The following is a 14,810-nucleotide window of genomic DNA, read 5'->3' as shown; positions in this document are numbered from 1 at the left end:
TGCGCCAGCCATCAGCGGCGCGAGTCGATCAGCAATGGCGTCTTGCCGCTGTGCCGGTTGCGGGTGAACCGCTCGGCGGGGCACCTTTCGATCTCCAGCGTCAGCAATCCGGTGTCGATCAAGGTCGCCAGGATCGGGTAGCCCAGCAGTCGTTGGCGGGCATCCTCGACCGGCCGTTCGCTGCGGATCCGCAGGCGTTCGAGGCCGTCGGGGGCATGGTCGAGCAGCACCTGAAACGCCGTCTGCAGGTGCTGCGCAAGCTCGGCGAGGGAGATGAAGTCGGTGCCGATGCGAATGAGCTTGCCGTGGCGATCCAGCAGCTCGAAGCGCGGCGAAACCAGACCGCAGGCACAACGGCCTGGCACCCAGCGTCCGCTGTCGCCGATGTCATAGCGTTGCACGTCCTGGCTCTGAGCCCCGATCGAGGTGAACAGCAGGCGCCCGGGCTCCTGACCGTCCACCGGCCGGTCGGCATCGAACGCGACGATCTCCAACTGTTGGGTCTCGCTCATCAGATGAAAGATGCCATCGCCCGTGGCGCGGCAGGCGTGCCCCAAGGGGCCTGCGTCGACGCTGCCGTAAATGGCCGAGCGGATCAGCGAGACCCCGCAGCTGCGCATCAGCGCTCGGCTTGGCTCGCTCAGGTGCTCGCCGCCGGTGAACACCTTTTCCAGGCCGCCGTAGGCCCGCAGGCGTTCCTGTCCGTCGAGAAACAGGCGGTGCAGGGTGCTGGGCATGCCGACCAGCACCGTCACCCGCAGGCGAATGATCAAGTCCACGATTTCGCGGTAATCGTCATCGGCCGGGGCGCCCATGGGCAGGTGGGTGACGTCGAGCAGTTCCAGGGCCTTGGCGAAACTGAAGAATCCGCCGTACAGCCCGCCGCTGAAGAACAGGTTCATCACCCGGTCGCGGGCCGGTTCCAGGCCCGCCGCAAACAAACCGTCGGCGGTGGCGCGCATGTGCCGGCGGAAGTCGCGGTGGCTGAAACCCGCGAGCGCCGGGGCGCCGCTGCTGCCGCCGGAGCGAAAGTACAGCTGCGCCGCCGGGTCGACCGGTCGCTGGGTGAAGGCGTCCTTGGACAGGATCGGCCGCTCGCCGGGCGGCGGCGCGGCGGGCCCCTCATCCAGCGTGGTGCGGCTGCCCGACAGGGCCGCGGTCAGGCTGACCGACACTCGTCGGCTCAGGCGCTGCAAGGCGTAGACGCCATCGTGGGGTTCGCCGGGGTAGCCGTCATGGATGGACGGGGCCGGCGCAAGGCGGGTGACGCCGGCGGTGAGCAGCCGGCGCGACAGGTCGGCCACGTCCTGTTCGGCGCACTGCAGCGCGCAGCTTTGCAGCCTGTTGCGCCACGGCAGCAGGGTTTCAGTCAGCTGCGCACGGGGCACCGGGCAGAGGTGCACGGTGCGAAACAGCGGCGACGGTGTCAGCGGCTGGTCGTGGCTCCAGATCACCCGCCAATGCCGGCCGTCCCAGACGTGGCCGGTCTCTGCGGCGAAATGCCGGCCCAGCCGGGCCATCGCCGTCACGGTGGTGATTTCCGACGCCTCCTCAAGGGTCGGCTCAAGGATCGGCCAGTGCTGCGAGCGGCGTTCGAACGCCTGGGCCAGCGCCGCGCCGATCCGCTGCAGCAGCGCCGGATCGTCGCTGTCCACCAGCAGCCATTGCGGGCTGGAGCAGGCCTGTTGGTCGAGACGGCAGACTTCGTCGACCACCGCCTCCAATGCTGCCGGCGAGGCGCTGTCCGGGGTCAGGTACGCGAAGCTGATGCGGTGACCCCAGTCGATCCAGCGGCAGCCGGGCGGCAACTGTCGGCTGATCGCCTGCAACGCCGCTTCGCCGCCCCAGGCCGAGACGCCGTCGGCCCATTGGCACAGCTCGCGGGTTTGCGCGGTGGTGGCCGGCAGTACCGCCACATGGCCGGCGAGCAGGCCGTCGGGGGCGCAGTGCACCAGCGCGTGCAGCAGTTGTGCGGTCAGTCCCGTGTCGCTGGCGCTGGGGCGCAACCAGTTGACGTTGCCGGCCAGCAGGCTTTCGACCACGGCGCAGAAGGCCAGCAGCGGCGCATTGCCGGGGGTGATGTGAACCACCAGGCCCAGCGGGCTCCAGCGTTCAAAGCGCGATTGCCGGTAGTCGGTGCGGCGCAAGGAGTCCGGTTGCTCGCCGAGCTCGCGCTCGACTTTTTCGCGCAGCGCCGACGGCTGGCAGAAGTCGATCAGCGCCTGGCGTTGCTCGGCTTCCAGGATCGGCAGGGCAGAGACGTCCCGCAGACGTTCGGCAAGGGCGGCGGCTGCGGCGATCACGGTCGTTGATCGCACTGCGGTTGCCAGGCGTTGCGGCAGTTCGGTGCGCAGGTATTCGAGTGCGTCGCTGAGGGTGCAGTCGTCGCGCAGGTGTCCGTTGATCAGGTACATGTCAGTGGGTCTCCAACAGTTCGGCGGCGGCCATGGCGCAACTTCTGCCTGGGCTGGTGCCGGCGCGTCCGTGCAGTTCGAACCAGTCGCCGGTCAGGCCGCAGCCGCAGTCGGCGCCGGGGTGCAGGGTGGCGAGGTCGCTCATGACCACGGCATGGGCCGGGCTTGAGGTGATGTAGGGGGAAACGAAGCCCAGCAGGCCCGGACGGCCGTAGGGCTGGACGCGCAAGTCCGCCGGATCGCGCACGAACGCCTTGGCGTACACCGGCACATGAAAGCGGTGCCGGGCGCATTCGATGTAGGGCACCGCGTGCTCGACCGCGCCGTAGCCGTCGCGGCAGCGGGCCGGCGTGATGCCCAACTGTTGCTGAATGCGTCGGTAGAACTGCTGTTTGGGGATCTCTTCGCTGGCACGGGCCTTCCAGCCGCCGCCGAAGAACGCCAACGAGTCCGGCGGCAGCTGCAGGTCAGGCAGGCCCTGGGCGCTCATGTGCTGCAACGCTTGCCAGAGAAACGCGGGAAAGCCCAGGATGCGCACCGGCAGGCCTTCCTCGGCGAACGACTGCAGCGCCTGGACGACGCCGAACAGATCGAAGCGATGGCCGTCGGCGGTCGGGCGCAAGGCGTAGGCCACCCGGTGGGCCGGGGCGAACCGGCACAGGAACTGATCGGTGTAGGAGGTGCCCAGGCTGATGCGGCCCTGGGGCTCGTAACTGAGCAGCAGGTAATTGCAGGGCGCGTGCGGCGTGTCCCACCCGTAATGGCTGAAGATCCGGCCGACCATGAACTGCGCGGCCTCCAGGCTGCGCCGGTCATAGCGCATGCGGCTTTTCTGGCCGCGGGTGCCGGACGAGGTGAGTTCCAGGGCGTCTTCGCCGGTCGGGCTAAGCAGCATGCGGCGCTTGAAGAAGTTGGCGAACACCGGCGGCAGCCGCGACCAGTCATCGAGGCTGTCCAGATCCGCGACGGTCAGGCCGTTGGCCTGGAGCCAGGATTCATAGCCGGGCGTGTGCCGGGCATGGAACCGCGAGACTTCGGCCATGGCCCGGTCGAACAGGCCCGGCGGTACGGATTGCGGGCAATAGGGCTGCGTCAACGCGCAGAGCGCATCGCTGTGGGGGAAATGGAACACGGATTGTCCTTATTGTGGTGCCGCAGAAGTTCGGCCGTTTGGCTGGCCGCGAAGGAAACGGTGGAGCAGGGGCAGGCTGAGCAGGCCGCCCAGCGCGGCCCAGAGGGCAAAGGAGGCCAGCCGGGTGCCGCCGCCGACGGCGACGATGAGGGCGCCGCCGGCTCCCATGACGCCAATGGACAGCATGCCGGCGGCGGCGGACACCAGGCCTTTGCTGTCATCGCTGGAGAACAGCGCCAGGCGATACAGGGCGGCGTTGCTCATGCCCACGCCGAGGGCGTAGACCGAAAGCCCGCCGATCAGCCAGACCACCGAGGGCGAGGTCGCGGCTGCGCCGGCCAGGATGAGGAGTCCAAGGCAGAAGGGCCAGAGCGAAAGGCGGATCACGGCGGTCAGGTCGCGGCTCGCCAGCAAGCGGTCGAGGATCAGGTTGCCGACGATGACTGCGCAAAACACCGGTATCTGCCACAGCGCGTACGCTCGGGTGGACAGGCCTGAAACCTCTACCAAAAGCAGCGGCGCCAGCCCGATCCAGGCCATCAGCGGCAAGCTCATCAGGCCCAAGGCGAGGCAAGCGCCCAGGAACCTGCGGTTGCGCAGCAAGGTCAGGTAACGGCGGCCGATCCGGCGCCAGCAGAACGGGGATGAAGCCTGTGGCGTGCGGCCGTGCCGCAGGCTGGCGACCGTTTCCGGCATGCACAGGTAGAGCCCGATCCATGCGACGGCGCCGATGATGCCCAACCCCAGAAACAGGTCGCGCCAACCGATCCATTCCAGCAAAAGACTGCCGAGCAGCGGGCCCAACAGGGGAGACAGCAAGGCGACGTTGCCCAGCAGCGCCATGAGGCGCACGGCGTCGGCCTCCCGGAACGCTTCCTGCAACGCCGGATAGCTGACGGCCACGACAAAGCCCAACCCGATGCCTTGCACAAAGCGCAAGGCATTGAAGGCTTCAATGCTGTGGGTGGCCCATGCCGCCGCGCAGGCCGCACTGAACAGCGCACAGCCGGCCAGCAGGGCGGGGCGTCGGCCGAACCGATCCGACAAGGGGCCGATCAGCCATTGCAGGCAGGCGCCGCCGATCAGGTAGAGATGAAAGGCATACGGAACATGGCGCGTATCGGCTTGCAGCTCGCGGGTGACGGCTGACATCGCGGGCATGACCACGTCGCTGGCCAGGTAGGTCAGGCTTTCGAACAGGGTGATGGCCAGGCAAAAGCCGAACACCTGTACGGGCCGAAGGGGGATGAGGGTTCTTTGCATGCGCGTCCATGGCGGTCAATCGATGAGGAGCGCAAAGAATAGGGGGCGGGGGCGGGAGGCTGCCACGCCACAGGTGTGACCCGATGTTTGGCCGATTTGCAACGTGTTGCCAAAGAGGCCTTTCCTGCGCTGGCCGGTTTCTTTTCCGGTGCGTTTCAGGCCGGGTGCCCCACGAAAAATGCCCACATCCTCGTGGGCATTCCTTCAGGTGTTCATCAATTGGTTACAGTTGAATGGAGCGCGACAGGCTCCTGGGCGACGGGCTTATCGATGGTAGTAATAGCCGGGGCCTTGCGGAGCGTAGTAACGGTGACCGCCATGCCAGCCGTCGTGGGGAAAGATGATGCAGCCGCTGAGGGTCAGCAGTGCAAGAACCGGAATCAGCCAGGTGATTCGACGCAGCATTTCGAAAATCCTCATGGTTAAGGCCGCCTGCGAGCCAAAACTCGTCATCGGCTGTAACATGAGACCCCGCCCGCTGCCGCGCATCCCCGCAATACGGTAAGCGCATGGCATGCAAGCCGATACAAACCGGATACATTCCAAGATTCAGGAACCCGCAATGACCCAGTCGCAACGCTTGAAATATTCGATTCTGATCGCCCTGGCCGTTCTGGCGATCATGCTCGGCCTGTCCTGGCTGCAGAACGCCGGCATGATCGGCGAGAAAACGTTCCAGTACATCGCCATCGGTGTGGCGGTGGTCGTGGTGGTGATCAATGGCGTGATGCGCCGCAAGGTCAAGCCCTGACGGCGATCGCAGGCGGCCTCAGTCGGCGTTGAGCACGGCGCAGGCCTGAGGGTGCAGGCTGTAGCTCTTGTCGGCGTTGTAGATGACCACGCCTTCGGTGCACAGGCGTTTGAGCACTTCGCGCACGCTGAGGAAGGACAAGGGAATGTCCAGGTCCAGCAACTGGCTGTGCACGCCGCGCACACCCAGGCGGCGGTCGTTCTCGGCGGCGACCAGCAGGGCGTCGATGACTTTCAGGCGAATCAGGCTGGTGCGCAGGCCGAAGCTTTTGAGCAGCAGGCGGATGCGCTCGTTGCCGTGGCGCTCGGGGCGTTGACCGAAATTGCTCGCGAGGGGGCCCATCGAAGCGCCTTGCGACGCCAGGCTACCGTCCGTTGGTAGTGGTGGGTTGTACATGGGATTACTCCTTTCTCAGAGCCTGATCAGGAAAATGTGGCTGCTCTCTCTGTAACAAGACGAATCAGCACGCCAAATCATGAAGGTCAAAATGTAGAAAATTTGTCGCCGATTCGTTGTTTCTCCGTCATCACGGGGCGGAACGGGCGTCGGGCCGATTAAATTTTTTTTACCGGGCTCGTTCTCTGATAAGGCTCATTGCGCGTGGACGCGTGGGTGTTTCCGGAGCGGATCCGGTCTGTCCCGGTGCCCGGGCAAGACGATCGGACCTGCTCTTCGGCATTTGATCAGGAGCGAGCGTGATTATTTCCAGGCAGTTAACCGGACTGGCCCTTGCCGGTATGTTTCTCGGGCTGAGTCTGCCCGCCCATGCGTTGAGCCCCTCGGCCCAGACCGGCGCCGACATCCGCCGCACCGGTTTCGGCGTGCCGCACATCAGCGCGCAGAACGAGCGCGGCCTCGGCTTCGGCATCGGTTATGCCTACGCGCAAGACAACCTGTGCCTGCTGGCCAACGAGATCGTCACCGTCAACGGTGAGCGTTCGCGTTATTTCGGGCCGGAACAACTGACGGTCGAGGAACGGGAGAACCGCGTCAGCGACCTGTTCTTCACCTGGCTCAATACCCCGCAGGCCGTGCAGGCGTTCTGGCAGGCGCAGCCGGCCGAAGTGCGCGACCTGGTGGAAGGGTATGCCGCCGGCTACAACCGATACCTGGCCGAACGGCGCCCGCAGGGGCTGCCGCAGCAATGCCAGGGCGATTGGGTGCGTGACATTTCGGCCCAGGATCTGGTGAAGCTGACGCGCCGTCTGCTGGTCGAGGGCGGGGTCGGGCAGTTCGCCGAGGCCCTGGCCGGCGCCACACCGCCTCAGGCGAGCGCCCGGATCGCCGACGATGCGCGGGCCTACCGGGTGGCCGACCTGCACATGCAACGCTTCGCGCTGGATCGCGGCAGCAACGCGGTGGCCGTGGGCAGCGAGCGCTCGTTCAACGGTCGCGGCATGCTGCTGGCCAACCCGCATTTCCCCTGGGTCGGCGGCATGCGCTTCTATCAGATGCACCTGACCATCCCCGGCAAGCTGGACGTGATGGGCGCGGCCCTGCCGGGCCTGCCGGTGATCAATATCGGCTTCAACCGTCACCTGGCCTGGACCCACACCGTCGACGCGTCCAAGCACTTCACCCTGTACCGTCTGCAGCTCGATCCGAAGGATCCGACCCGCTACTTGCTCGACGGCCAATCGGTGCCGATGGGCAAGCAGACCCTGACCGTGCAGGTCAAACAGGCCGACGGGCAGGTCGTGCCGGTGACGCGTGACGTCTACAGCTCGCAGTTCGGGCCGGTGGTGCAGTGGCCGGGCAAGCTCGACTGGGACAACCAGTACGCCTACAGCCTGCGCGACGCCAACCTCGGCAACGACCGGGTGCTGACCCAGTGGTATTCGATGAACCGCGCCGCGGACCTGAAAGCCTTCCAGGACTCGGTGCACAAGATCCAGGGCATCCCGTGGGTCAACACCCTGGCGTCGGATGACAAGGGCCAGACCCTGTACATGAACCTGTCGGTGGTGCCCAACGTCAGTGCCGACAAACTGGCCCGATGCAGCGATCCGCGTGCGGGCCTGCAAATGATCGTGCTCGACGGCTCGCGCCGCGACTGCGCCTGGGACATCGACCCCAAAGCGGCGCAGCAAGGCATCTACGCCTCCGGCCAATTGCCGCAGCTGCTGCGCAAGGACTTCGTCCAGCATTCCAACGATTCGGCTTGGCTGGCCAACCCGGCCCAGCCGCTGACCGGGTTCTCGCCGCTGATCAGCCAGGAAGGCCAGCCGTTGGGCCTGCGTTCGCGCTTCGCGCTGGACCGCCTGGCCTCGTTGGGCAAGAAAGGCAAGCTGTCGGTGCAGGACCTGCAGGCCATGGTGATGGACGACCAGGTGTACCTGGCGACCCAGGTCATGCCGGATCTGCTGAAGTTCTGTGAGGCGAGCGCCGACGGGCAAGCGCTGAAAACGGTGTGCGCGGACCTTAAGGCCTGGAACGGCCGGGCCGATCTGGATGCGGGCCTTGGGCTGGTGCACTTCCAGAACATCATGCAGGCCTTGCAGGAAGCGCCGGACGTCTGGCGTGTCGCGTTCGATCCCCAGCAGCCGCAGACGACCCCGCGCGGTCTGGCGGTCGAGCGGCCGGCGGTGGCCAAGGCAGTGGGTGAAGCGATGCAGGCGTCCGCCGAATCGGTCGCCAAGATGGGCCTGCCGGCGCAAGCCCGTTGGGGTGACGTGCAAGTGGCCAGCAGCGGCGCGCATCACACGCCGATCCATGGCGGCCCGGGCACGCTGGGCATCTACAACGCGATCCAGAGCGTGCCGCGCGAAGATGGCCGGTTGGAGGTGGTGAGCGGCACCAGCTACCTGCAGGTGGTCACGTTCGACGACAACGGGCCCCATGCCCAAGGGCTGCTGGCGTTCTCGCTGTCGAGCGACCCTGCGTCGCAGCATTCGAAGGACCAGACCGAAGCGTTCTCGAAAAAGCGCTGGAGCGTGCTGCCGTTCACCGAACAGCAGATCAAGGCCGATCCGCAGTATCGGTTGCAGACGGTGCGAGATACCAACGAGAAGGCCGGGAAGGTGGCGGCGCAGTAAGCGCCGCTAAACGGATGCAGCATGAAGGCCGTACCCTTTGCGGGGTACGGCCTTCAGCTTTTCGGGGGTTGCTGCGGCATCGAGTTGATGACCGGATTGCCGTCCTGGTTGCGGGTCAGGTAGACCGGCAGCACCTTGGGCAGCGAGGTCACGAGGCTGTCGAGCTCTTTGACGTTGTAGATCCCGCCGACCCGGATCGTGCCGGTGGCGTTGTCGGCGAGCATCAGCGGCTTGGCCAGGTAGCGGTTGATCTGCGGCAGGGCTTCGGTCAGCGACAGGTTGTCCAGCACCAGCTTGCCGCTGCGCCAGGCCAGCGAACAGTCGTTGGCGTAGGTCTGGCTGATCTGCGGCATGAAGTCGCCATGATGGTAGCGGGCCTGCATCGACGGCCCCAGGCGCAGGCCGTCGCCCGGCAGCTGTGCATTGCTGGTGACCAGCACCGAACCTTCGATCAGGTTCACCTTCACCTGATCCTCGTACATCCAGACGTTGAAGCGGGTGCCGGTGACACGGATCCGCCCCTCGCCGGCACGGACGGTGAACGGGTGGTTCGGGTCATGGCTGACCTCGAAGAACGCTTCACCCTTTTTCAGGGTGACATGGCGTCCGTCCTTGTAGTTGGCGTAGGTCAGTTCGGTGTTCAGGTTCAGTTCGACCTGGCTGCCGTCCTTCAAGGTGACCTGGCGGACATTGCCGGAGGCTTCGACATGCTGGTAGCTGTTGGGCAGCCAGCCCAGGTTCCAGCCGGCCCAGGCCGCCAGCGGCACGGCCAGCGCGCTGAAGCAGGCGGCGGTGGCGTACTGGCGCCAGGTCCGGACGGGTTTGCCGAGGGGCACGACCACGGAGGGTTCCGGGCGCGGCAAGTGCTCGGCGATGTCCCAGATCTCCAGCATCGCCTCGTACTCGAACGCGTGCACGGGATCGGCATCGCGCCACTGCTCGAATGCGCGACGCTCATCGGCCGTGCAGTCGACCGCGTGCAGGCGCATGCACCAGTGCGCGGCGGCATCGGTGATCGCGTCGTATTCGGCTTCCGAAAGGGTGTTCTGGGTCATCGAGTCGTCCTGATTTGCTGCATTCTAACCTTGACGGGAAGGGGACGAGAACAGCCGTCATGGCTAATTCCCATCAATGAGGCCCGTTTTTCCCGTACGACATCCTGAAAACAGGCTGTATTGAGAACAGTATTCATACGCAGCGTGAAAAAATGATCAAAAGACGGGTCCAGTCGCCGGCGCTCGGCGCGTCTGGCGCGCTCATCACAGAAAACGCGCAGGTTCGGGGGGGCTGCGCGTTTGCACGTACGTTCGTCAGACCGGGCCGGCCGGACGCTGGGGGACGGGATCCAGTTGGCGGCCCATCTCGCAGATGAGGAAGGCGATCGAGTCGGCATTGCGCAGGATCGTGTCGATGCGCGGCACGGGGTTGGTCGGGTGAAGGAACGCGGTGCGTGCCTCATCCAGCGTGCGGCTCGATGTGGCGGCGAGCACGGCCTTGGCCACATGCTTGGTGGCCGTTTCCTGATCCATGTCGATCCAGGCGCTGTCTTCATCCTCCCAGCGGGTGAACAACTGCTCCCTGGGGGTGGAGCGGGACAGGGCTTTACGCTGAAACGCCACCTGATTCTTGTGCATTTTCTTCCCTGCGTGGGTAATGGTGGCGATCAGATCCGAGAACGGTCGTCGCGCTTCGAGCGACGCGATATCCACGGCGCCGCTGACCTGATGGGCCAGCTCATGGAGCAGCGTTGCGGCTTGCGCGTGGCAGTCGACGTCGAACGGCTGGGTCAGGCCCGACTTGTAACAGTCCAGTTCCTGGTTGAAGAAGTGCTCGGTGAAGTGAATTCGATTGCGGTGATCGACATCGACCACGAATGCAATCACGTTTTCCTCCGCGTGTCGGCTGGATCCGATGACGAAACGTTCAGTGTCGAGCAGGTCGTCGGTCGGCTCCACCAGCGCCCGGCAGACCGGCTTAACGGCATTGGCGATCTTTTCCATCAGATCGGTGCCAATGGTGTTGAGGTCGAAGAATTCCTTGAGAAACCGATCGAGCCGGGGGGCGGACGCCATTGTTTTGAACTGGGCCAGGTTGTGCAGGCTGTTGAAGGCGTAGTGTCGGGCCAGATACACCGCCTGCATCAACGCGCGGGCCTTTTCCGGATGGCAGGCGCGAATCTGCTCCATGCCCTGGGCTTCGACGTTCATCTTGAGCCCGACTTCGCGCTTGCTCGCGTACCGGTCAAGCAGTCTCGACATGGCCTTGCCGTAATGGACGGTATGCTGGTTCGGATCGATCGCCCACAGTCCGGATTTCGTCCTTTCCAGTGCCGGGCCCTCCTGGGTGTCATCGATGAGACGCCATCCCATTCCTGACCGGGCGGCGCGGTACACCTTGCCGGCCACCGCCGCGTAGCGCTTCACGCTCGTCGGATCCGCAAAGGTGCCGCTGACCCTGTCGCGCTTGAGGTTCTGCAAGGACACCATGGGCGCCTCGAATGCCTTCAGGCAGGTACGGGCCGGCGCCGTCGACCTGATCTTGTCCCACTGCGGATCGGGCAGGGCCGGCGCAGGTTCCGCAGCGGCGGCCTCTTGGAGGCCGAACAGCGATTTCAGGCGCAAGCGTCTCAAAACGACCAGTTGCGCGGCTGCGTTGATGATGTCGCCCAGCGCTTGTTTCCAATGGTGGTGCTCCAGCGCCTCGACGGAGTGTCGCAGATCCTTGAGGCTTTGCCACAGGAACGGTATGGCGCCGATCTTGCCGGGCAGCAGCATGGCGAGGAGGTTGACGGTTTTCCCGAACATTCGTTTGACGGTTTCCCAGTCCGGCAGTGCGCCGGTCAACGACCGCCCGGCGATCAAGCGCTCCAGCAGCAGGATGTTGTCGGTGAACAGCCGATCCAGCAGGTTACCGCCGATGGGGCTGAAAGCCAGGGACATCTCGCTGGTCTGTCCGGCACTGTCCTTGAACAGTGAAGCGAACACCGATCGCTGGGCCTCGGGCAGGCGTCGTACCAGCATATCCTGCAGTGTGCCGGGCACGTTGAACGCGGCGATGACAGCCGCTTCGTCGGCGAACTCGCGAAACACCTGTTCGGCATGGTAAGGCGCATACAGCACCTGCGGCCCGGCGATTGCGCGGGGCGGACCGATCAGGTAAAGGCCCAGCGCCTGTACCGGCTCGGCGCCGGCGGTCTTGACCAGCTCCAGCGGGCGCACCAGGGCATGTGCGCCCTGGACGAGGCTCCGGGCGACCGCATCCGGCATGTCCAGCACTTGATGCACGAGGTCGAAGGCGACGGCAGAAAGGTATTGCTGCAATTTCAGCGCATGGGCGTGCTGAAGCAATTGCCAGGACACTTGCCGGGCGAAGCGTTGCTTGCGCACGCCTGACGCATCGGTCGACAACGCTTCGCTCACCTGCCTGGCAAACGTGGCGGGGATCTCGAGCGAGAGCAACAGTTGCCGGATGGCTTGGCGGTTCAGGCCGGCCGGCACAGGTTCGAGTGAGCGCAGGGCAACCGTGAAGTCGCCTTGCGTTTCGTCGACATGTCGCAGGGCATATTCCGTCAGGCTGCACGCCGGCCCGGCCAATGCCAGCACCGGGGCGATTTCGATCTCGTCCGGATTGAGCCCAGCGCCGGGGAAGCGGCGCGCCAGCAACCGGTTGAGGGTTTCGCGCACCTGGTCGGTCAAGGACGGCAGTCCGTGCAGATAGTCTTCGTTGTCCAGGATCCTCAGTTGTTCGAGCAGTTCGATCTGCAGTCGCTGATCCTCGACGGCAGCCATGCCCAACCAGGCCGGCAAGGTCTGTTGCAGGGCGATGGCACGGGCCAGCGCAGCCGCCCGTTGCAGGTTCGTGTGGGGCTGGGAGCCGGCCAGCGTCTGCAGGGCGCGCTGCAGTGAGGCGGCTTTCGGTTTGAGCTCGCGCCAATAGGTGCATTCTTCCATGAACCGGTCGAGGGACGATTCGGCCCGGTCTTGCCGCACGTCGCCGTCGATCAACCGTAGCGGGCCGAGTATGAAGTCGCGGTGGAAGCGATCGGCGGACGGCGCGAGGTTTTCCAGCAGGGTCAGACGTGCGCTGCTGTCCTGCAGACGTTGACTCAGCGCCGCCTTGGCCTGGTCGAGTGTGTCGAACACTTCCAGGCCCAGGGCCGGCGTCCACAGCAGGGCATGGCCCGAGTGTTGTGCGTCGAGTCCGCCGCGTTCGGTCAGCAGGATGCAGTTGGCCAGCGGCACGGTGTGCATCGCATCGGCGTATTGCAGGGTCAGGCGGTAGGCGTCCGGCCTGAAACCGCCAACCGCGCGACGGGTGCGCCGGTTCGGGTGCTCAGCGTTGAACACCGCTTTGACGATCTCCTCATCCTGGTGCGTCAAGTTGCCCGTGAGGGTCGCGAGATAGGCCTCCCCGCTGAGGCCGACGAACAGGGCGTGGGCGAGCCGCGGCACCATGTCGAGCAGATAGCTCTGCTGATCTTGCGCGGGATCCAGTGGCTGACGGGAAAACTCCCGGGCGATGGGTATCTGCACGCTGGCGAACTTCTTGGCCTCGGCCTTCGCCCGATCCGCCAACACTTGCGACGGTTGCAGGCTGCCCGTCAAGACCGGCCGGGTGCTCCAGCGGCCTCGGGGATCGAGGCCCATGAGTCTCTCGTCGACCATTGAGCGGATATCCAGGGCCTTGTCGTAAAGGGCCTCCAGATTCACTGTGCCGTCGCTGTGGCGGTACACCTGCAGGATGTATTCGAGGTTCTGCCGTTGCTTGGTGATGATGGCCTCGAACAGCACCTTGAAAATGTCCCCGGCGATGACGTCGCCGGAAACCGTCGGGTACTTGAAGCCCAGGAAGCGCTGGCGCTCCTCCAGGCTCAATAACCCGTAGAGCTCATCCTCGTGCCCGGCGGCCTTGAACTTGGCCAGCAGCGTATCCTTCAGATCCGCATGGTCCTTCAGCACCTGCAGGCCCTGGGAAGGCGTATACAGGAACGCCTCGGTCCGGCTGGTCATCAACGATCCGGCCAGTTCCACCGGTCTGGCCGGGTTCTCCCACAACCGTACGGTCTCCAGCGCGACGCTGCGGGAGGGGCCGATGGCCGTGTCGGGCCGGATCCAGCGCAGCAGATCCGTGAATTGCACGTCGTCGATGATGCGGGCCTCCCGCTTGAGCACAAGGTCGTTGAAGGCCTGCTGCGCCAAGGCGCGGGCGAAGTATTCACGGCGCGAGTGACCGTCTGCCGAAGGCTCGTCCCAATATCGCTCCATGCGATCGAACAGCAGCGGCAGCAGCATGCCGGCGATTTGCGTCAGCGATTGCTCCCAGGCTTTCGCCGACGTGGCGTCAGAGGCTTGAGACGGGTGGGTGAAGCGCACCTGGGCGTCAGGCTCCAGCGGATGACAATAGACCAGGAGCGCGGCTTCGCTCAGGGGCATCGGCGCCGGCCAGCGGGCGCCCGGGAAGCTTACGCGGGTCAGGCGCTGGTCGATGCCCGGAAACACTGTCCGCAACCGCTCGGCGAACATGTCCTGTATCGCATCCGCCAGCGTGGGGAGCCGCAGCAGTTCATCCAGCATGGCCTTGGCGTTGTCTGCCGGGCCTTGCTCGATCACCGTGCGCTGGTCATCGAAGATGTCGCCGTTGATCAGGGCGTAGGAGACTTGCACTGGCTGCCCGGAGACCAGGCGCTTGCGTTGCGCGAGTGACATCAGCGCGAGCAGCGGATCGTCCTCCTTGGCCGTTTGGATGTAGTCGTTCAGGTGGAGGGTGAGGGCATTCAGATCGAAGAACTTGCGCACGCCGCCCAAGGGTGTGTAAAGCACGGCGGCAGCGTCGTCAGGCGTGCCGTCCAAGGCAAAGCTTCCGGCCAGCGGCACCGCCGGGGCGTCTTTGGCCTTGAGCATGATGCGGTAAGCGAACATCGGCGAGCTTTCCCGGCTGCGGCGCTCATGGCTGGCCAACTCCACATGGCACAGCCATTTCAGGTCATTTTCGGACAGCCCGAGCGGCGTGCCGAGCTCTTTCCAAAGGGAAGGGGTTTCCAGGATCTGGGAAAACAGCAGCGGTGCGGGGGAAGCGGTCATCGTTGACACTCGATCGGGGCGCGGGCGCCGTGAATGGAGCGTCAAGGTTAGGTGCCGTGTCGCGTTGCAGGTGGTACACCGTTATATACGCCGCCGAGACAGCGGTCGTTCCACGCAAGGGTTGACAGCCTGTCG

9 protein-coding genes are annotated in these 14,810 nt (G+C 65.2%); 2 read left to right on the top strand and 7 right to left on the bottom strand.

The genetic code is table 11. The features are described from left to right. Positions 1-11: 11 nt before the first annotated feature. The 4 genes from CAG31_RS24555 to CAG31_RS28510 all read right to left on the bottom strand — a co-directional run bounded on the left by CAG31_RS24555 (position 12) and on the right by CAG31_RS28510 (position 5,214). A complete protein-coding gene (locus CAG31_RS24555; protein WP_085586069.1) occupies positions 12-2,414 on the bottom strand; it encodes an aldehyde dehydrogenase family protein in 2,403 nt (800 codons plus the stop codon). A gap of 1 nt (position 2,415) precedes the next feature. Then, positions 2,416-3,546, bottom strand: a complete 1,131-nt coding sequence (locus CAG31_RS24550) for an acyl-protein synthase (RefSeq protein WP_085586067.1) — start codon at positions 3,544-3,546, stop codon at positions 2,416-2,418. A gap of 9 nt (positions 3,547-3,555) precedes the next feature. Next, positions 3,556-4,809 (bottom strand): MdfA family multidrug efflux MFS transporter, encoded by a 1,254-nt coding sequence (locus tag CAG31_RS24545; protein WP_085586065.1) that lies wholly within the window; start codon positions 4,807-4,809, stop codon positions 3,556-3,558. A gap of 264 nt (positions 4,810-5,073) precedes the next feature. After that, a complete protein-coding gene (locus CAG31_RS28510; protein ID WP_170930006.1) occupies positions 5,074-5,214 on the bottom strand; it encodes a hypothetical protein in 141 nt (46 codons plus the stop codon). 157 nt (positions 5,215-5,371) lie between these two features. Between CAG31_RS28510 and CAG31_RS24540 the strand changes: the two genes are divergently transcribed. Then, positions 5,372-5,560 (top strand): hypothetical protein, encoded by a 189-nt coding sequence (locus CAG31_RS24540; RefSeq protein ID WP_085586062.1) that lies wholly within the window; start codon positions 5,372-5,374, stop codon positions 5,558-5,560. A gap of 18 nt (positions 5,561-5,578) precedes the next feature. On the opposite strand, the gene CAG31_RS24535 is transcribed toward CAG31_RS24540, so the two are convergent. After that, the gene (locus CAG31_RS24535; protein WP_085586060.1) at positions 5,579-5,956 is read right to left on the bottom strand and encodes a fe2+ zn2+ uptake regulation protein; all 378 of its coding nucleotides are present in this window, start codon (positions 5,954-5,956) and stop codon (positions 5,579-5,581) included. Positions 5,957-6,255: 299 nt separating this feature from the next. Between CAG31_RS24535 and CAG31_RS24530 the strand changes: the two genes are divergently transcribed. Further along, entirely contained in the window at positions 6,256-8,595 is a 2,340-nt protein-coding gene (locus CAG31_RS24530) for an acylase (RefSeq protein WP_085586058.1), read from the top strand. 53 nt (positions 8,596-8,648) lie between these two features. Here CAG31_RS24530 and CAG31_RS24525 read toward each other — a convergent pair whose 3' ends face one another. Together CAG31_RS24525 and CAG31_RS24520 are read right to left on the bottom strand one after the other, a co-directional pair. Continuing rightward, positions 8,649-9,650, bottom strand: coding sequence for a FecR family protein (locus CAG31_RS24525; RefSeq protein WP_085586056.1), 1,002 nt, complete (start codon positions 9,648-9,650; stop codon positions 8,649-8,651). A 255-nt stretch (positions 9,651-9,905) separates the two neighbouring features. After that, complete coding sequence (locus CAG31_RS24520) at positions 9,906-14,675, bottom strand: DUF6543 domain-containing protein (RefSeq protein ID WP_085586054.1); 4,770 nt, start codon at positions 14,673-14,675, stop codon at positions 9,906-9,908. Between the last annotated feature and the right edge of the window lie 135 nt (positions 14,676-14,810).

It is taken from the genome of Pseudomonas sp. R25(2017) (assembly GCF_002112565.1).
Taxonomy (GTDB): domain Bacteria; phylum Pseudomonadota; class Gammaproteobacteria; order Pseudomonadales; family Pseudomonadaceae; genus Aquipseudomonas; species Aquipseudomonas ekonensis.
This window is presented reverse-complemented; position numbering and strand designations above follow the sequence as displayed.

What these genes read in the sequence shown, in the direction of transcription:
- CAG31_RS24545 (WP_085586065.1), bottom strand. Translation starts at nt 4,809, where the DNA reads ATGCAAAGAACCCTCATCCCCCTTCGGCCCGTACAGGTGTTCGGCTTT.
- CAG31_RS24540 (WP_085586062.1), top strand. Translation starts at nt 5,372, where the DNA reads ATGACCCAGTCGCAACGCTTGAAATATTCGATTCTGATCGCCCTGGCC.
- CAG31_RS24525 (WP_085586056.1), bottom strand. Translation starts at nt 9,650, where the DNA reads ATGACCCAGAACACCCTTTCGGAAGCCGAATACGACGCGATCACCGAT.
- CAG31_RS24535 (WP_085586060.1), bottom strand. Translation starts at nt 5,956, where the DNA reads ATGTACAACCCACCACTACCAACGGACGGTAGCCTGGCGTCGCAAGGC.
- CAG31_RS24555 (WP_085586069.1), bottom strand. Translation starts at nt 2,414, where the DNA reads ATGTACCTGATCAACGGACACCTGCGCGACGACTGCACCCTCAGCGAC.
- CAG31_RS28510 (WP_170930006.1), bottom strand. Translation starts at nt 5,214, where the DNA reads ATGCTGCGTCGAATCACCTGGCTGATTCCGGTTCTTGCACTGCTGACC.
- CAG31_RS24520 (WP_085586054.1), bottom strand. Translation starts at nt 14,675, where the DNA reads ATGACCGCTTCCCCCGCACCGCTGCTGTTTTCCCAGATCCTGGAAACC.